Source organism: Rhodococcus sp. WMMA185, assembly GCF_001767395.1.
Taxonomy (GTDB): Bacteria; Actinomycetota; Actinomycetes; order Mycobacteriales; family Mycobacteriaceae; genus Rhodococcus_F.
Window position 1 is genome coordinate 1,350,564 of record NZ_CP017014.1, and the last position, 17,994, is coordinate 1,368,557.

Sequence of the window (17,994 nt, forward strand, 5' to 3'; positions counted from 1 at the left end):
CGGCTATCGATAATCGGTGTCCGCAGCCTGGAGGTCTCGCCGCCTTCGGTGATGCCGTGGTGCCGGTGACGCCGTGGCGCGCGCTCGGTGGGCAGGGCGGAAGCTAGGGTCGATCCATGGGAATTGGCTCCGATTCGGGAGTCGGGCAGGAGGAGCAGAGGCAGTGTCGCAGACCGTTCCGCTCAGGGTGCAACTCGTCGCGAAGACGGAGTTCTTGCCGCCGGCAGACGTCCCGTGGGAGACCGACGCCGATGGTGGTGAAGCGCTGGCCGAGTTCGCGGGCCGCGCGTGCTACCAGAGTTGGTCCAAACCCAACCCCCGTACCGCGACCAACGCCGGATACCTGCGCCACCTGCTCGAGGTCGGGCACGAATCGGTTCTCGAACACGGGAGTGTCAGCTTCTACATCACTGGCATTTCCAGGTCGTGCACTCACGAACTGATCCGGCACCGGCACTTTTCCTACTCGCAACTGTCGCAACGGTTCGTGCGGGAGAACGACTCGAAGGTGGTCGTCCCGCCCGCGATCGCGGGCGATCCAGACCTAGAGCGGCTCTTCACCGAGGCCACCGACGCCAGTCGATCGGCCTACGCTGAACTGCTCGCAGCCCTCGAATCGAAACTGTCGGGTACATCCAGTGTTCCGTTGCGCAACAAACAGGCGAGGCAGGCGGCGAGGGCGGTCCTACCCAACGCAACCGAGACCCGGGTCGTGGTCACGGGCAACTACCGGGCGTGGCGGCACTTCGTGTCGATGCGCGCCACCGAGCACGCCGACGTCGAGATCCGCCGGGTCGCGGTCGAGTGTCTGAGACAGTTGCAGTCGTCCGCTCCGAATGTCTTCGGCGACTTCGAGATAGTGGTCGCGGGTGACGGAACGGAAGTGGCACGGAGTACATTCTCGTCAGATGCGTGACTGGTGTGCGAAAGTCCCTACAGGTACCAGGTAGCCTTCTGACCATGACCTACGGTGATTCCGCTTCTCCCGTCGAGCGCCCGTTCGGCACTGTGTCAACCGCGATGGTGACGCCGTTCACGCCGGACGGAAAGCTCGATGTCGATGCAGGTGTCCGTCTTGCGGCTCACCTCGTCGACAACGGGTGCGACGCCCTCGTTCTCGCCGGCACGACAGGTGAGTCGCCGACAACTACCGAGAACGAGAAGCTCGAGTTACTCAGGGAGGTCATCGATGCGGTAGGCAACCGCGCGAAGGTGATCGCCGGCGCGGGCAGCAACGACACCGCACACAGCGTTGCGCTCGCTCGCGACGCCGCCAGGGCGGGGGCGCACGGCCTCCTCGTCGTCACCCCCTACTATTCGAGACCACCGCAGGCGGGGCTGTACGCGCATTTCACCGCGGTTGCCGATGCCACCGATCTCCCGGTCATGCTCTACGACATTCCACCGCGCTCTGTGGTTCCCATAGAAACGGAAACGATCCGGCTCCTCGCGGAACATCCGCGCATCGTCGCGGTCAAGGACGCCAAGGGAGACCTCAATGCCGGTGCCGAGTTGATCGGCACCACCGATCTCCAGTTCTATTCGGGTGACGATCCGCTCAACCTTCCATGGCTCGCGGTGGGCGCCATCGGATTCGTCAGTGTCATCGGACACCTCGTACCGGCTCGGTTGCGTGAATTGCACACTGCCTTCGAAGCCGGTGACATCGCGCGCGCACGTGCTATCAACCTGAGTCTGACCCCCGTGATCCGGTCGGTGGCCCGGCTCGGTGGTGTCAGCGCATCGAAGGCCGGTCTGCGGTTGATCGGCCTCGACGTAGGGGAGCCCAGGCTCCCGCAGGTGGCGCCCACGCACGATCAGATCGACCTACTCGCCGCCGATCTCCACGCCGCGGGGGTGCTCGCATGACCCGTCCTCCCCGTCGCCGCAGCGCCAGCCGTCAGGCAGGGCCCCCGTCTCCCGCGCCCACGCAGCCGGAGGCTGCTCCGATCGTGGCAGATAAGCCCACGGCCCCGAGGTCGGCGCAGGCCAAATCCGCGCCGGTGAAGGCTCCGTCCGCGAAGGGCGGCCCCACTGACAAATCTCCCTCACGGTCCGGTAGGCGGACCAGCAAGCGGCAGAACGCCGGGGCGGCCGTCTCGGATCCGACCGCACGCCTCGGTCTGCCGCCGAAGGCGCCGTTCAAGGGTCTTCGCGTGGTGGCGCTCGGCGGCATCGGCGAGATCGGCCGCAACATGACCGTGTTCGAGCACCAAGGCAAACTGCTCATCATCGACTGCGGGGTGTTGTTCCCGGAGGATCAGCAGCCGGGAGTCGACCTGATCCTCCCGGACTTCCGCCACATCGAGGACCGGATGGCCGATGTCGAGGCTGTCATCCTCACGCACGGCCACGAGGACCACATCGGTGCCGTGCCGTTCCTGCTGCGCCTACGGCCGGATCTGCCCGTCGTGGGTTCGAAGTTCACGCTCGCGCTTGTTGCGGCGAAGTGCCGCGAACACCGCCAGCGACCCAACCTCGTCGAGGTGATCGAGGGTCAGCGCACCGAGCACGGGCCGTTCGAGTGCGAGTACTTCGCCGTCAACCACTCGATCCCGGATGCCCTCGCAGTTGCCATCCGCACCGATGCCGGAGTCGCGCTGCACACCGGTGACATCAAGCTCGACCAACTTCCGCTCGACGGCCGGCTCACCGACCTGGGTGGCTTCTCGCGCCTCGGCGACGAGGGCGTGGACCTGTTTCTGGTGGACTCCACCAATGCAGAAGTGCCGGGATTCGTGACGCCCGAACGCGAGATCGGTGGAGTGCTCGACAACGTCATCGGCAAGGCAAGGCAGCGCGTGATCGTGGCGTCCTTCGCCAGCCACGTCCACCGCATTCAGCAGGTTGTCGATGTGGCACACCGCTACAACCGCCGCGTCGCGTTCGTCGGCCGCTCGATGGTCCGGAACATGCAGATCGCACAGGATCTCGGATATCTGAGTGTTCCCGACGGCCTTGTCGTCGACATCGACACCGCGGCCAATCTGCCCGACGATCGGCTCGTCCTCATCTCTACAGGTTCGCAGGGAGAGCCGCTCTCGGCGCTGTCGAGGATGGCACGGGGCGAGCATCGGCAGATCAACATCCGAGCCAATGACCTCGTCGTCCTCGCGTCCTCACTCATCCCGGGCAACGAGAACTCGGTATTCGCCGTTGTCAACGGGCTCGCCAAACGCGGCGCCACAGTCGTCACCCAGCAGAACGCGAAGGTGCATGTCTCCGGTCACGCGTCCGCGGGCGAACTGTTGTACCTGTACAACGCTGTTCGGCCCACCAATGCGATGCCGGTGCACGGCGAATGGCGTCACCTGCGCGCCAATGCAGCTCTCGCCAAGGCCACCGGAGTGCCGGAGGACCGGATCGTGCTCGCGGAGGACGGTGTCGTGGTCGACATGGTCGACGGTCTCGCCGAGATCGTGGGAAAGGTGTCCGTCGGGCATGTCTACGTCGACGGACTGTCGGTCGGTGACGTGGGTGACTCCACGCTGTCGGATCGATTGGTTCTCGGCGAGGGCGGGTTCATCGCGATCTATGTGGTCATCGATGATCACACTGGCCGTGCGGTCAGTACCCCCGAGGTGTCCGGGCGGGGATTCTCCGACGATCCGACCGCACTGAAAGATGCGGCGCAATTGGTCGAGGCGGAGCTGGCGCAACTGGCCGCCGAAGGCGTCAACGACGCGCATCGCATCGCGCAGGCGATCCGGCGCATCGTCGGCAGATGGGTTGCGGAGAAGTACCGCCGCAGGCCGATGATCGTGCCCAACGTAATCGCGGTGCCGGCGTCCGATGGACAATAGTTTCGGCGCGGTAGATTCATCGGCATGACCTTCGCCAGGGACGAACGCCTCGCTCTTGTCGACGACATGGCTGAATTCGGTTCCGACGCACCGACCCTCTGCGGGGAATGGACGAATCGGGATCTCGCTGCCCACCTCATCGTGCGTGAACGACGCCCCGATGCTGCCCCCGGCCTCTTCATCGGTGGACTCGCCGGGTACCTGGAGCGGGTTCGGAAGCAGACAGCCACGCGACCGTGGAGTCGGTTGCTGGACGAGGTCAGATCCGGGCCGCCGATGTGGTCGCCGATCTACTGGGTGGACAGCCAGGTGAACACGGGTGAGATGTTCGTCCACCACGAGGACGTTCGTCGTGCCCATGACGGATGGACGCCGCGGGTGCTTACCGGGGAACGCCAGGACACGCTGTGGGGTCTGGCACGCAAGGTCGGGCGGCTGGGCTACCGCCGCTCACCGGTGTCCGTAGTGCTCGAGCGGCCATCCGGCGAGCAAGCCATTGTCCGCAAGGCCGGTGAGCGTCGGGTGATCTTACGGGGTGAGCCCGCGGAACTCGCCCTGCACGCCTTCGGCCGAGACCAGGTGCAGGTCGAGGCCGAAGGGTCGGCCACCGACGTGGAGGCCGTGATGTCCCTCGATCGCGGCATCTGACGCTATTGCGGGCCAGGTCACCTCTTGTTATAGGTGTTGCGGATGGTCCGGATGGTGCCGTAGCGACTAACCTGAGGGGCATGGCAGGAAAGTCGAGCACCCGGGGTACAAGCACGACGACGTCCAGGGCGAGGACGGGCGTGCGAAAGGGGTCGACGTCCTCCAAGCCGAGATCACGCACGACTCGGACGGTCAGCACGCCGAGGAAGTCCGCGTCACCGCGCGGAAGCTCCCGTAAGAGCGTCAGGCGGCCGGCGGCGAAGAAGTCTTCCACTTCCGGCCCCCTGAAGTCGCTTGGGCGCGGGATCGGTGCCGGTTGGTCATTGATGGCCAGAGGCGTCGGCGCGACCACGCGCACGGTCGGCAAGGCCACCGAGATCGAGCACGGGCATCGGCGCGATGGAATCGCGCTAGGACTCATCGCGATCAGCGCGGTCGTCGCGGGAAGGGTGTGGTTTTCTGCGGGCGGCCCGGTCGGCGAGTGGATCGAAACCGGTGTGTCTGCCGTCGTCGGTGGGGCCACGGGTGTGCTTCCTCTGATCGGCGTAGCTGTCGCGGTGATCCTCATGCGAACCGAGCCCAAACCGGAGATCCGCCCGAGGCTCGTCCTCGGCTCGCTGCTGGTGGCTCTGCCCGCGCTCGGACTCTGGCACATTGCATCCGGGGCCTCGACGGATGCGGCGAGTCGCGCACGCGGAGCGGGTTTCGTCGGCTATGCGGCCGGTGGTCCGCTGACCGACGGTGTGACCGTGTGGCTCGCTACACCGTTGTTGCTGATGGCCGGACTGTTCGGTGTCCTGCTGCTGACCGGGACGACGATCCGCGAGGTGCCGGGCAAGTTGCAGGAGTACTTCGGGACGTCGTTCGGCAAGGAGTACTACGCCGACTACGACGGCGGACACCATGACGACCGACCGTACGCAGATGGGGACGGCGACCCCACACTGTTCGACGCCGACGGTTACCCGGTCGACGACTACCAGACCAGTGGCAGGGGGGCTCCGGCCGACAACTATCCCACGGACGAATACGAAGTCAGCTCCACCGCGAAGACGGAGGTGCTACCGCTGTTCGGCGACGAGCCTGGCGGCGAACCCGCCCCGGCTCCTGCTCCGTCCAAGCGACGGGCGCGTGCCAAGGCCGCACCCGCGGCTGCCACCAAGCAGGAGCCCGAAGCCGAAACGTCATCGGACGTGGAGAAGTTCGTCACGGATCGAGTCGTGGACGGCGACTACATCCTGCCGCCCGCCTCGCTGCTCATCGAGGGCGATCCGCCGAAGAAGCGCAGTTCCGCCAACGACGCGATGATCGAGGCGATCACCGAGGTCCTCGAGCAGTTCAAGATCGACGCTGCGGTCACCGGATTCACCCGTGGCCCGACGGTCACCCGCTACGAGGTCGAACTCGGGCCGGGTGTGAAGGTCGAGAAGATTACGGCGCTCGCCCGAAACATCGCGTACGCGGTTGCGACCGACAACGTACGCCTGCTCGCGCCGATTCCGGGCAAGTCGGCAGTCGGTATCGAGGTGCCGAATTCCGACAGGGAAGTGGTCCGCCTCGCGGATGTGCTCACCGCGCCATCCACTCGCAAGGACCACCACCCGCTGGTCATTGGCCTCGGTAAGGGTATTGAGGGCGATTTCGTCAGCGCGAATCTCTCGAAGATGCCGCACCTGCTCGTTGCAGGTTCGACCGGTTCCGGTAAGTCGAGCTTCGTCAACTCGATGCTGGTGTCGCTCCTCTCCCGCGCGACTCCCGAGGAAGTCCGAATGATCCTCATCGACCCTAAGATGGTGGAATTAACTCCCTACGAGGGCATTCCGCACCTCATCACCCCGATCATCACGCAGCCGAAGAAGGCTGCTGCTGCCCTGGCCTGGCTGGTGGAGGAGATGGAACAGCGCTACCAGGACATGCAGGTCAACCGGGTGCGCCACATCGACGATTTCAATTCGAAGGTAAGGTCCGGCGAGATCACTGCGCCGCTCGGTAGCGAACGCGTGTATCGGCCCTACCCGTACATCCTCGCCATCGTCGACGAACTCGCGGACCTCATGATGACTGCGCCCCGCGATGTCGAGGACGCGATCGTGCGAATCACCCAGAAGGCGCGTGCCGCCGGCATTCACCTGGTTCTGGCCACGCAGAGGCCGTCGGTCGACGTGGTGACCGGTCTGATCAAGACCAACGTGCCGTCGCGGCTTGCATTCGCGACGTCCTCGCTTACCGACTCTCGGGTCATCCTCGACCAACCCGGCGCCGAGAAGTTGATCGGTAAGGGTGACGGGCTGTTCCTGCCGATGGGAGCGGGTAAGCCGACTCGCATGCAGGGTGCATTCATCACCGATGAGGAGATCGCGGCCGTCGTCGACTTCACGAAGAACCAGGCCGAACCGGAATACACCGAAGGTGTAACCGCGGCCAAGGTTGGCGAGAAGAAGGACGTCGACCCCGACATCGGTGACGACATGGACGTGTTGTTGCAAGCGGTGGAACTCGTCGTTTCCAGTCAGTTCGGATCGACATCGATGCTGCAGCGAAAGCTTCGGGTGGGCTTCGCGAAGGCTGGTCGTTTGATGGACCTGATGGAGACCAGGGGAGTGGTGGGGCCCAGTGAGGGATCCAAGGCACGTGAGGTGCTGATCAAGCCCGATGAACTGGACGGACTGCTGTGGTCGATTCGCGGCGGCGATCCGAACGAGGCGCCGCCCGACCAGGACTGAGCCGTTGCGTCGGTGCGCGAAATGTGTGAATCGCGGTTGTTGTGGTTCAATAGTGGGCAAATTGGAGGGGAGTATCCCCACCTCTGCGACAGCATCGTCAACACGATCAGCACCGTTGCCGATCCGGCGCTGTCGGTCGTCCGGACTGTTGCTCCGGCACGGCGGGAGAGACCTCCGGTACCGACAAGGTCCGCCGGAGGTCATATTTCATGCACCTGTCACCGCTCGTCTGGGTCATCACCTGTGTGGTGATCCTCGGACTATTCGTGTTCGACTTCTTCGCGCATGTGCGCACGCCCCATGCCCCTTCGTTCCGAGAGTCCGCATTCTGGTCGACTGTGTATATCGCCCTCGCCATCTTCTTCGGCCTTCTCGTGATCTGGATCTGGGGCGCTGATTACGCCGGGGAGTATTTCGCCGGGTACGTCACGGAGAAGGCGCTGTCGGTCGATAACCTGTTCGTCTTCGTCATCATCATGGGAACGTTCGCTGTGCCCCGTGAATATCAGCAGAAGGTGCTGCTGATCGGTATCGTGATGGCGCTTGTGATGCGCGGGATCTTCATTGCGATCGGTGCCGCCGCGATCAGTGCATACAGTTGGGTGTTCTACCTTTTCGGTGCCTTCCTCATCTACACCGCGTACACGCTGATTCGTAACCACGGCCGTGAGAAGGAGGCGGAGGTAGAACGCGACACCAAGATAATCTCCTTCGCAAAGAAGATCCTTCCCACCACCGAGACCTATGACGGTGACAAACTCGTCACACGGGTAGACGGCAAGCGCATGGTGACCCCGTTGTTGCTCGCGCTCATCGCAATCGGATTCACCGACCTCATTTTCGCGCTCGACTCGATTCCCGCGATCTACGGGCTCACCCAGGAGCCGTATCTGGTCTTCACTGCCAACGCGTTCGCGCTGATGGGTCTTCGGCAGTTGTACTTCCTGATCGGTGGATTGCTCGAGCGCCTGGTGTATCTGTCTTACGGTCTGTCGGTCATCCTCGCGTTCATCGGCGTCAAGCTACTCCTGCACGCTTTGCACGAGAACACACTGGGCTTCGTGAACGGCGGCGAGAGCGTCGCGGTGCCGGAGTTGTCGACAGCAATGTCGCTCGTCGTCATCATCGGCGTGCTGGTGGTGACCACGGTCGCCAGCCTGGTCAAGACACGGAACACGGAGCCGGCCCGGTAGGACACCGCGGGAAGTACTCCAAGACGGGGTCTGGTGCAGGGGTGACTCAGGAGCTGAGTTCGCCTATTACCGGAATCCACTCGACGATCCGTTTGGTCGCGATGAGATCGTTACGCGCAAAGGGGTCGTGGCTGAAGAGCAGCTCTACGGTCTTGGCATCGGCGGCATCGACGATGATGAACGCCCCGCTGCCGTCGGCGAACGGCCCGGACGACACGACGGTCCGCCGCTCTGCAAGATCGCCGAGCCATTTGCGGTGGGCGGGGCGGTGCGTGTCCCGCCCGTCCGCCGTGTCGGCCGAGTAGGTGTACTCCACTACGAAAAGGGACATGGTCCTGCTCTCTGGTGAGGGGTTTTTTCGAACACTAGGGAAGATCAGAGGGTGAGGAGCATTCGGGTGTTGCCGAGCGTGTTCGGCTTGACATAACTCAGGTCGAGGAACTCGGCGACACCGGTGTCGTAAGAACGGCACATTTCGGCATACACCTCTGCCGTTACCGGGGTGCCGTCGATTTCGACGAATCCGTGGCTGCCGAAGAAGTCGACCTCGAAGGTAAGGACGAACAGGCGCTGGAGGTCGAGTTGCCTCGCGACCTCGATCAGCTTTGCGACCAGGGAGTGGCCCACGCCCCGGCCCTTGGCAGCGGGATCGACTGCGATCGTGCGCACTTCACCGAGGTCGGCCCATAGCACATGCATTGCGCCACAACCGATAAGGGCGTCGCCCTGCTCGGCTACCCAGAACTCTTGCACGGATTCGTAGAGGGTGACGAGGTTCTTTTCGAGAAGGATTCTTCCGGCGTAGATGTCTATCAACCGCTTGATCCCGGGAACGTCGGAGGTTCGTGCTCGCCGCACGATCAACTGGTTGTCGGCGGTATTCGGCGTCCGAGGGGTCATGTCGTGCACATTAGCCAACGGCCTTACCGATATTCTTGGGCACGTGCCGGTACGACGTACGAATTCACCCCACTCCCCGCTCCTCGTAGGGACGCAGTTCGATGCCGGGGTGTGCCGATGAGCGCGCAACGCGAGGACTGGACGGCCACGGACGATGTAGCGACCCCGGATCACCCCATCGAGCCGATGGGCGAGTCGACCGTACCGCTCCTGAATATTGCGAACATTCTCACGATCCTCCGGATCGTCTTGGTCCCGGTCTTCTTGGTGGTGCTGTTCGTTGGCGACGGCCATACGACCACCTGGCGCCTGGTTGCAGCCGGCGTATTCGCGGTCGCGGCCATTACCGATCGGATAGACGGACAACTCGCCCGCAAGTACGGCCTGGTTACCAATTTCGGCAAGCTCGCCGATCCGATAGCAGACAAGGCGCTGATCGGTGCGGCACTGGTAGGACTGTCGATCCTCGGTGACCTGCCGTGGTGGGTGACTGCGGTAATCGCGGCACGCGAACTGGGCATCACGCTGCTCAGGTTCGCGGTCCTGAGGCATGCGGTCATTCCCGCCGGACGCGGCGGCAAGCTCAAGACGCTCGTTCAGTCGGTTGCGATCGGTTTCTATCTACTGCCGCTGTCGGGCGGGTTCGAAACGGTCGGCTGGATTCTGATGGGTGCCGCGGTGCTGCTGACGGTGGTGACCGGGCTGGATTACGTCGTGCAGGCGGTGCGCTTGTGGGCCGGGGTGCACAAAGTTGAGGCGAACGCGAGTACGGCAGCGTGACCGACCCGCTGGCGGAGGGAACTCGGGCCGGTGAACTGGTCGCCGTGCTCGCGGAGCGCGGGGAGACCGTAGCCACCGCGGAATCGCTGACCGCAGGATTGCTTGCCGCGACCATTGCCGGGATTCCCGGAGCCAGCGCCGTACTCCGCGGTGGGCTTGTGGTCTACGCTACTGATCTCAAATCGACTCTCGGCGGAGTCGACCGTGGGCAGCTGGCGCAGGACGGCCCGGTGGCGATGTCTACTGCGCGTGCACTCGCCGAGGGAGCGCGGCAGCAATGCGGCGCAGACTGGGGTATCGGGTTGACCGGTGTCGCGGGCCCGGACACACAGGACGGGCACCGGGTGGGAACGGTGTTCCTCGGCCTTTCGGGGGTCTCGGGAACCTGGGTGAGGGAGTTCGGGTTGGCTGGCGACAGGTGGACGATTCGCAAGTCCGCGGTTTCTGTTGCCGTGTCGGAACTCCTCGGTCGTGTGCAGGAATCGTCCGCAGGATAAGGTCGGGAACCAATCGGTCCTGTTCGCGCGTTGAGATAAGCGAGACAGGTGACGGATGAAGGAGGAGCGAGATGGCGCTGCTATTGCGGGAGGCAATAGGTGACAGTCTGCGGCGCACGCGCGTTTCACAGAGCCGGACCCTGCGTGAGGTCAGCAGCAGCGCTCGTGTGAGCCTCGGATATCTGTCCGAGATCGAGCGGGGGCGCAAGGAAGCCTCGAGCGAACTTCTGGCGGCCATTTGCGAGGCGCTCGAGGTTCCGCTCTCCGACGTGCTGGTCGACGTCAGCGAATCGATGACCGATGGGTCTTCGGTCAAGGGTGGGGACACCGAGCGTGCCGCGGCCACAGAGGCTCCCACCGGCGTGGGAACGAGTTCGACGAGCATTGCCCGAGACACGAGGGTGGTCATCCCCGCACCTCCGGCCCAGGCATTGGCTGCCGCGTAGCACCACGCGCGCTGAACCGATAGATTTCTTGTTAACAGCCGAGTGCTTCACTAGGTGGTCAGACGGTTAGGGGGCCCGTAGCCCCTGTTTCGGTGCGTGACGGTCGCGCACCGGGTCGCGCACAGCGCGGCGAAACAGATGGAGGCAGGATCACACCAATGGCTAATCCTTTCGTCAAGGGATGGAAGTACCTGATGGCGCTTTTCAATTCCAAGATCGATGAGAAGGCTGACCCCAAGGTTCAGATTCAGCAGGCGATCGAGGATGCGCAGCGTCAGCACCAGGCCCTGTCTCAGCAGGCTGCGTCGGTTATCGGTAACCAGCGTCAACTCGAAATGAAGCTCAGCCGCCAACTCGACGAGGTCGAGAAGCTCAACGCCAACGCACGGCAGGCCGTCAACCTGGCGGATCAGGCGCAGGCCGCGGGCGATACCGAGAAGGCCGTCCAGTACACCAACGCGGCGGAGGCGTTCGCCGCGCAACTTGTCACCGCAGAGCAGGGCGTTGAAGACCTCAAGGCGCTGCACGATCAATCGCTCCAGGCCGCCGCGCAGGCGAAGAAGGCTGTCGAGCAGAATGCTATGGCCTTGCAGTCGAAAGTCGCCGAACGTACGAAGCTGCTCAGCCAACTCGAGCAGGCCAAGATGCAGGAACGCGTCAGCGAGTCTCTTCGGACGATGGACAGCACACTGGCCGCGCCGGGCAACACGCCCAGCCTCGATGCCGTGCGCGACAAGATCGAACGCCGTTACGCGGACGCGCTCGGCTCGGCCGAACTGGCGCAGAACTCGGTCTCGGGTCGAATGATGGAGGTCCAGCAGGCGAGTGTCCAAATGGCCGGTCACAGCCGTCTCGAACAGATCCGCGCCTCGATGAAGGGCGAAGCGTTGCCGTCCAGCGGCGCCGCTGATTCGGCGGCGACGCCGGCGAAGTCCTCCCTCGACAAGCAGCCACCTACCGCGGAACAGACCGGCACCCCCTCTGCGGAGCAGACCGGCACCTCGGGTCAGTAGTCGAACACGTGATCGTATGAGTTCCACCCGAGGCGGCCGACCCGGACGCACGGTCCGGTCGGCCACTTTCGCGTCCGGGCTGCTAGGCGCGGCGCACACGCTTCGCGAGGCCGGGGAGTCCGTCGCGGATGCGGCTCTGCGGTGGCGTGATCCGCGGGAACGTTTACTGCGAAAGAAGCGACGGGCGCGGCGGCGCGCCCGTCGCTTCGGTGTCTTGTCGGGGCTATCCGTCATCGGACTCATAGGTCTCGCCCTGCTATCCGCACCGGAGTGGTCGATGCTCATGGCAGGTGGGGGCGCAGTGGTTTTCGCGGTTCCCGCGGTGATCGCCGTCGGCAGTTGGCGCAGACTCGACTCGGTGACGTTGCCCCCGGGTCTTCCGGCACGTCGTGCGCTTCCGGATCCGGCATCGGTTGCCCGGGAGCCGATGGAACGACTCGTGCGTAGTGAGCGAGCTCTCTACGGCGTACTCGGCGTGCTCTCACGCGCGGGAGCGGTTGATGCCGAGAGCATCGAGGACATCGATTCGACGGCCCGCTCCGCCGCGCAGGTTCTCGAGGCGGTGGCCGTCGATATCACCGCGATGGAGAATGCCACAAGCGGTGGCAGGGCGGCATCCGAGTCCTTGAGTCGTGCAATCGAGTCCGCGGCAGGGCAACTCGATGACGGTGTAGGACAGTTCGAGAAGTTCGTTGCCGCAGCCGCCGAAGTCGCCGCTCCGAGAGCGCCAGGCGATGTCGCTGGGCTCGCCGCTGGTGATGTCGGTGGGCTCGCCACTGGTGATATCGGTGGGCTAGCCCACGTGCAAGCCGAACTCGTGTCGGCCACGGAGAAACTCTCCGGACTGGCTGCGGCACTCGGTGAGATCGACGACATAGTCCGCAGATACCGCTGACGTCAGTCGTCGACGCCGCGGGCGGCGAGTGCTTCACCCATGGCGTCGGCTGTCATCAGCGTGCTCACGACCACGGGTACAGCCAGTGCCCGCAGGGAAAATCCGAGTCCCCGTGATTTCCGCGCCTCCTCGACGCGCCGGACGATTCCGGACATCAGGGGAATGCAGCGGATGGTCATGGCCAGCACCAGCGCGACGCGGTCCGGGTTCACGCCGAGCCGGCGCAGCGGCCTCGCGGCGGTCGTGATTGCGTCGAGCATGTCGGTGACCCGAGTCGTCAGGCTGAGCAGGGCCGCGGCTGCCACCGACAGTAGGATCGTGCCGCACACGATGACGGCGCGCACCCATCCACTGAACACCACCTGGAACACGCCGATCACGATCAGCATCCACAGCAGTGGGCGCAGCTGCGATGCCGCCGCGCGGATCGGAATCCGCGCAGCGGCGTACGCGCCCACCAGAATCAGCGCAGCGGGCACGAGATGCCAGGGCTCGCGGACGAGGACGGTCAGGGCGACGATGCCCGCGACGAGGGCGACGACCTTCGGACCGGCGCCGAGTCGGTGCAAGGCCGTGTTGCCGGGGTGGTAGAGCCCGAGGCTGCTCATCGAACCAGATTCCGGTAGAAATCGATCGACGTGCTCGGTGCTCCGTCCGCCGCGACCCGTCCTTCGTCTACAACGAGCACCCGGTCGAACGAGTCGAGAAACTCGAGGTGGTGGGTCACGACGATCGCTTGCTGGGGCAGCTGTTCGAATCTCTCGGCGACGATGCGGGCATTGCGGAGATCGAGCAGGGTGGTCGGCTCGTCGGCGACCAGCACCTCTGGTTCGGTGACCATTACCGCGGCAAGGGCGAGGAGTTGCTTCTGCCCGCCAGAGAGCAGGTGGGTCGGATGGTCCGCGTGGTCGGCAAGCCCGAACTGTTCGAGTACCCGGGTGACACGATCGGCGCGGGCGGCCTTGTTCAGGGAGGTCCGGCGAAGGGAGAATCCGACGTCCTCGGCCACCGTGGGCATGATGATCTGATGGTTGGGGTCGGTGAAGACGAAGCCCACCTTATTTCGCACCTGTCGGCCGCGTCGGGCGGTGTCGAGGCCGTCGACGGTCACCGTGCCTTCCGACGGTACGACAAGCCCGTTGATCATGCGGGCCAGCGTCGACTTGCCCCCGCCGTTCGCTCCGACGATTCCGATTCGATGCTCGTCGAGGGTCAGGTCGATATCCTCGAGAACTGTTCGCTCGCCGTAGGCGTGCCGGACGCCGCGGAACTGGATGTCACTCATCGCGCTGGTTGCCCGCTACCCATTGCCGCTGGTCGCCCGCTACCCATTGCCGCTGGTCGCCCGCTACCCATTGCCGCTGGTCGCTCATTGCCGCCGACCTCCTAGCGAATCTCGGCCTTGGCCGTGCGAAAGGCGCTGGCAGTGTCACTCGACAGTGCGGGGTAGGCCCGATGGACCTGCGAAGCCACGAGTGCGGCGATGACCGCCTTGATCACATCTCCCGGAACGAATGTGGCGTTCGCCGTAACGGCCTGCCACAGCGTGAGGTCCGCCCGCATCATCAGCCCGACCAGGCCGAAGGCGTACAGGATGACGATTCCGCCGAAGATGTTGATCGCGATCCCGGGGACGACCCGGTAGCGGGGCAGGAGCCGGAACGTCAGCCAGCCGATGACGGCGGCTGCGGGTATCCACCCGATGAGGAATCCCGCTGTGGGCCCGGCCAGCGACGTGAGTGTGGTGCGCCCGCCTGCGAGCACCGGGAGCACGAGCCCCAGCGCTACAACGGTCACTACCGCAAGCACTCCTTTTCGGGGGCCGAGTAGTGCGCCGGCGAGCATGACGCCCAGCGTCTGCAAGGTGATCGGGACACCGGAACTGCCGATGTTGATTGTTCCGGGCAAGCCCAGCGCCACGATCAACGCCGCGAAGACCGCGACGTGGGCAAGGCCGCGTGCAGAGAGCGGGGATGTCGACGACACGGTTGGGGTGCTCCTCTTCGTGCTTGGCTGAACCCGCCGAGTTTACGTCAGGAGACAAGCATCACTTCACGGGCTGGTCATCTGGGTCAAACGGTCTGGGGGAGAACCCTGATCTTTTCCTGATTTTTGCCGTGGCCTCGTGCTTTGCGCGAGCCGGCGTGGAAGGCTGGTGTGAGCACCCGATAACTCGAGCCGACGACGTGTCAGGCGAGGATCTGATCGGGGAGATGAGGAGGAGGCAGTCGTGCTTTGGAAGATTCTGCTGGCGATCGTGGTGATCTGGTTCGCGCTCGCCGTCGTCGGTGCACTCACCAAGGCACTGTTCTCGATCCTTCTGGTCGGTGCCGTGGTGTTCGGTCTGTACCTACTGTTCAAGGCGATGACCGGATCCGGAAACAAGTCGAGCGTGCGCTGAATCAACTCATGGAGCCTTCCTCAGCTCCATGGAGCCGAACAGCAGGCGTGATGCAGCGAGGTCCACAGGCGGTGATCGGCCCCGAGTGGCACGCGCCCAGGCCGGGCGAGGGGCTGCCTGCGGCAGCTTCCCAACACCCAGTGATCTGGCTCGGGGTGTGGGCCCGGTCGAATCGATCGAAGTTCGGAAGGCCCTTCCCGATCGGGAAGGGCCAGGTAAGCGCCGCAGGTCAGCAGTCCGCAGAGCAGCGCAGATGGAACGGTCCCACGGCATTCTGTCCGGCAATTAACTCTGCCGCGGACGGAACGCCGTAAATATCCGAAACCCCTCTTCGCGCTCATGGTTGGTCGCCGACAATATCCAGGCATCCCGCCTGCTCACCTTCTCGGCGCATCGCCTCTCCGGATCTCCGAACAGCTGGGCTCCTCGAACGAACGCTGGCGGTGCCGAACGGCGCCTCGCTGTGATTCGCGCGTCGGCCCGGCGCTCTCCGGTGCGCTATGCATTACGGTGTTACACACAATGTCTATTCGTAATGTTGTGTCACGCGAAGGTGGCTCGCCGAGCGTCGAGGACGCGATTCTCGATGCCGCGCGCTCATGCATTCTCGATTTCGGGCTCCGTCGCACCACTCTGGCTGAGGTTGCTCGTCGAGCGGGCGTCAGCCGGCCGACCGTGTACCGGCGCTGGGCAGACACGAGGGCGGTTGTCACCGACCTCTTGACTCGCGAGATCGCCGCCGCGATTCCTGCATTTTCGTCGGATGAATCCCTTCATCGCCAGTTGGTTGAGGCTGTGGTCGAAGTGTCCACCAAGATGCGCGAGCACGCGCTCTTCGTGAAGATTCTCCAATCGGATCAAGAACTCTTCACCCCCTACATCCTCGAGCGACTCGGCACCAGCCAGAAGGTGATCATCGAACGAGTCGCGCACGCGGTGTCGGCGGGTCAGCAGCAGGGGTCGATACGATCCGGTGACTCGCGCCATATCGCCGTTATGGTCCTGCTCATCGCCCAATCCGCGGTCCAGTCCGGGGCGATGGTGGCGGAGGAAATCCCCGGCCGATCGCTCACACGACAAGTCCGCAATGCCATCGGGGCCTACCTGGCACCCGACAACCACCCGCAAACTTAGGGGAGATCGGTGAACAACTCCAACACTCCGTCCGTCAACAGTTCGTCGGCGCTCAACGCCGCCCGCAGAGCGCGCGAACTCGACGAGTTGTCGAGCGGCGATACAGTCGACCTACTGGTGATCGGTGGTGGAATCACCGGCGTCGGCGTTGCGCTCGATGCGGCGTCCCGGGGATTGAACGTCGTCCTCGCAGAAAAGCACGACCTCGCCTTCGGGACCAGCCGGTGGAGTTCGAAGCTCGCCCACGGCGGTCTGCGCTACCTGGCAACCGGCAACGTCGGTATCGCCCGGGAGAGCGCGGTCGAACGCGGAATCCTGATGACCCGTACGGCCCCCCACCTCGTCCGCGCGCTGCCACAACTCGTCCCTGTCCTTGAGTCCACGACTTTGTTCAGCAAGTCCCTCGTCCGTGCGGGTTTCCTCGCCGGTGATTTCCTTCGTGCGAGCGCGCGGACCTCGTCGACGGTCTTGCCGAGGTCTCGAACGGTCCGGGCAGATCGGGTGGTCGAACTGGCCCCCGCAGTCCGGCGTCAGGGTCTGCGCGGTGGCCTGTTGGCGTTCGACGGACAGTTGATCGATGATTCGAGGCTCGTCGTCGCTATCGCTCGTACCGCCGCATTGCACGGCGCCAAGATCCTCACCCGCACCGGCGCCTACAACGTCACCGGAACGTCGGCAACGCTTCGCGACGAACTGACCGGATCGGAGATGGCGATCAAAGCACGCGCCGTGGTCAATGCAGCAGGTGTGTGGTCGGGGGAGATCGATCCCGAGATCACACTCCGGCCGAGCCGTGGCACCCATCTCGTACTTCCTGCCGAGAAGCTCGGCAACCCGACCGCAGCCCTGACGGTACCCATCCCGGGCGAGACCAATCGTTTCGTCTTCGCGCTGCCCGCACAGTTGGGCCGCGTTTACCTGGGACTCACTGACGAGGCGGCGCCGGGACCCGTTCCGGACGTCCCGACCGCATCGGACCAGGAGATCGACTTCCTTCTCGCCACGGTCAACACCGCGCTCGAAGTGCCGCTCGAGCGCTCGGACATCCTCGGTACGTTCGCAGGATTGCGCCCCTTGCTCGATACCGGTGACGGATCCACCGCAGACCTGTCTCGCAACCACGCGATTCTCCGTTCCGGCACCGATCTCGTCAGCGTGGTCGGTGGCAAACTGACCACCTATCGAAAGATGGCGGAGGACGCGGTCGACGCGGCCGTGAAAGTGTCCGGGCTGGAAGCAGGTCCGTGCCGGACGAAGACGCTCCCACTGGTGGGCGCCGCGGCACCCGAGGCGTTGCGGAAGGTCGCTGCGCCGCCGACACTGCTGGCTCGCTACGGAACGGAAGCAGCGTTGCTCGCCGCCGCTGCCCCGGACATGCTGGCGCCGATCGCCGAGGGGCTGGATGTGAGCCGCGCCGAGCTCGAGTTCGCGGCAACACACGAAGGTGCGCTCGACGTCGACGACATCCTCGACCGGCGTACGCGGATCGGACTCGTCCCTGCCGATCGTGAGCGTGCCTCGAGCGTTGCCGCCTCGGCGTTCGAAATGGGGTGACACAGAT

At 64.5% G+C, this 17,994-nt stretch carries 18 protein-coding genes and 1 pseudogene; 14 read left to right on the forward strand and 5 right to left on the reverse strand.

What is annotated here, in order from left to right; all coding sequences use genetic code 11:
- The first annotated feature begins 163 nt into the window (after nucleotides 1–163).
- From thyX to BFN03_RS06120, 6 genes are all read left to right on the forward strand, one after another.
- Nucleotides 164–916: an FAD-dependent thymidylate synthase gene (gene thyX / locus BFN03_RS06095; protein ID WP_070378259.1), complete on the forward strand. Its 753-nt coding sequence runs from the start codon at nucleotides 164–166 to the stop codon at nucleotides 914–916.
- A gap of 44 nt (nucleotides 917–960) precedes the next feature.
- A complete protein-coding gene (gene dapA / locus BFN03_RS06100; RefSeq protein ID WP_070378260.1) occupies nucleotides 961–1,869 on the forward strand; it encodes a 4-hydroxy-tetrahydrodipicolinate synthase in 909 nt (302 codons plus the stop codon).
- Nucleotides 1,866–3,803, forward strand: coding sequence for a ribonuclease J (locus BFN03_RS06105; RefSeq protein ID WP_084385514.1), 1,938 nt, complete (start codon nucleotides 1,866–1,868; stop codon nucleotides 3,801–3,803). Before dapA ends, BFN03_RS06105 begins: the two co-directional genes overlap by 4 nt.
- A gap of 24 nt (nucleotides 3,804–3,827) precedes the next feature.
- On the forward strand, nucleotides 3,828–4,451 hold the full coding sequence (locus BFN03_RS06110) for a TIGR03085 family metal-binding protein (protein ID WP_070378262.1): 624 nt from the start codon (nucleotides 3,828–3,830) through the stop codon (nucleotides 4,449–4,451).
- A gap of 80 nt (nucleotides 4,452–4,531) precedes the next feature.
- Nucleotides 4,532–7,174 carry a DNA translocase FtsK gene (locus tag BFN03_RS06115; protein WP_084385515.1) on the forward strand — a complete coding sequence of 881 codons (2,643 nt, stop codon included), beginning with the start codon at nucleotides 4,532–4,534 and terminating at the stop codon, nucleotides 7,172–7,174.
- Between the two features lie 209 nt (nucleotides 7,175–7,383).
- A complete protein-coding gene (locus BFN03_RS06120; RefSeq protein WP_070378264.1) occupies nucleotides 7,384–8,367 on the forward strand; it encodes a TerC family protein in 984 nt (327 codons plus the stop codon).
- Between the two features lie 46 nt (nucleotides 8,368–8,413).
- On the opposite strand, the gene BFN03_RS06125 is transcribed toward BFN03_RS06120, so the two are convergent.
- A complete protein-coding gene (locus tag BFN03_RS06125) occupies nucleotides 8,414–8,698 on the reverse strand; it encodes a YciI family protein (RefSeq protein ID WP_070378265.1) in 285 nt (94 codons plus the stop codon).
- A gap of 44 nt (nucleotides 8,699–8,742) precedes the next feature.
- The gene (locus BFN03_RS06130; protein ID WP_070380669.1) at nucleotides 8,743–9,267 is read right to left on the reverse strand and encodes an amino-acid N-acetyltransferase; all 525 of its coding nucleotides are present in this window, start codon (nucleotides 9,265–9,267) and stop codon (nucleotides 8,743–8,745) included.
- Nucleotides 9,268–9,384: 117 nt separating this feature from the next.
- Between BFN03_RS06130 and pgsA the strand changes: the two genes are divergently transcribed.
- From pgsA to pspM, 5 genes are all read left to right on the forward strand, one after another.
- Nucleotides 9,385–10,047, forward strand: coding sequence for a CDP-diacylglycerol--glycerol-3-phosphate 3-phosphatidyltransferase (pgsA, locus tag BFN03_RS06135; protein ID WP_070378266.1), 663 nt, complete (start codon nucleotides 9,385–9,387; stop codon nucleotides 10,045–10,047).
- Nucleotides 10,044–10,544 carry a CinA family protein gene (locus tag BFN03_RS06140; RefSeq protein ID WP_070378267.1) on the forward strand — a complete coding sequence of 167 codons (501 nt, stop codon included), beginning with the start codon at nucleotides 10,044–10,046 and terminating at the stop codon, nucleotides 10,542–10,544. The genes pgsA and BFN03_RS06140 overlap by 4 nt, the downstream gene beginning before the upstream one ends.
- A gap of 71 nt (nucleotides 10,545–10,615) precedes the next feature.
- Complete coding sequence (locus tag BFN03_RS06145) at nucleotides 10,616–10,990, forward strand: helix-turn-helix domain-containing protein (protein WP_070378268.1); 375 nt, start codon at nucleotides 10,616–10,618, stop codon at nucleotides 10,988–10,990.
- A 158-nt stretch (nucleotides 10,991–11,148) separates the two neighbouring features.
- Nucleotides 11,149–12,003 carry a PspA/IM30 family protein gene (locus BFN03_RS06150; RefSeq protein ID WP_070378269.1) on the forward strand — a complete coding sequence of 285 codons (855 nt, stop codon included), beginning with the start codon at nucleotides 11,149–11,151 and terminating at the stop codon, nucleotides 12,001–12,003.
- 16 nt (nucleotides 12,004–12,019) lie between these two features.
- A complete protein-coding gene (gene pspM, locus BFN03_RS06155) occupies nucleotides 12,020–12,898 on the forward strand; it encodes a phage shock envelope stress response protein PspM (RefSeq protein WP_070378270.1) in 879 nt (292 codons plus the stop codon).
- Nucleotides 12,899–12,900: 2 nt separating this feature from the next.
- Here the strand turns inward: pspM and BFN03_RS06160 are convergent, their stop codons facing one another.
- The 3 genes from BFN03_RS06160 to BFN03_RS06170 form a co-directional block, all read right to left on the reverse strand.
- Entirely contained in the window at nucleotides 12,901–13,506 is a 606-nt protein-coding gene (locus BFN03_RS06160) for an energy-coupling factor transporter transmembrane component T family protein (RefSeq protein ID WP_070378271.1), read from the reverse strand.
- The gene (locus BFN03_RS06165; RefSeq protein ID WP_070378272.1) at nucleotides 13,503–14,183 is read right to left on the reverse strand and encodes an energy-coupling factor ABC transporter ATP-binding protein; all 681 of its coding nucleotides are present in this window, start codon (nucleotides 14,181–14,183) and stop codon (nucleotides 13,503–13,505) included. Before BFN03_RS06165 ends, BFN03_RS06160 begins: the two co-directional genes overlap by 4 nt.
- Before the next feature lie 101 nt (nucleotides 14,184–14,284).
- Nucleotides 14,285–14,884, reverse strand: a complete 600-nt coding sequence (locus BFN03_RS06170) for a biotin transporter BioY (RefSeq protein WP_070378273.1) — start codon at nucleotides 14,882–14,884, stop codon at nucleotides 14,285–14,287.
- A gap of 244 nt (nucleotides 14,885–15,128) precedes the next feature.
- On the opposite strand from BFN03_RS06170, the gene BFN03_RS20580 reads away from it, so the two are divergent.
- The 3 genes and pseudogenes from BFN03_RS20580 (at nucleotide 15,129) to BFN03_RS06180 (ending at nucleotide 17,987) form a co-directional block, all read left to right on the forward strand.
- Nucleotides 15,129–15,299, forward strand: a complete 171-nt coding sequence (locus BFN03_RS20580; RefSeq protein ID WP_198163397.1) for a hypothetical protein — start codon at nucleotides 15,129–15,131, stop codon at nucleotides 15,297–15,299.
- A 522-nt stretch (nucleotides 15,300–15,821) separates the two neighbouring features.
- Nucleotides 15,822–16,446 (forward strand): annotated as a pseudogene (locus BFN03_RS06175) (TetR/AcrR family transcriptional regulator).
- A complete protein-coding gene (locus BFN03_RS06180; RefSeq protein WP_070378275.1) occupies nucleotides 16,443–17,987 on the forward strand; it encodes a glycerol-3-phosphate dehydrogenase/oxidase in 1,545 nt (514 codons plus the stop codon). Before BFN03_RS06175 ends, BFN03_RS06180 begins: the two are co-directional and overlap by 4 nt.
- Nucleotides 17,988–17,994 lie beyond the last annotated feature (7 nt).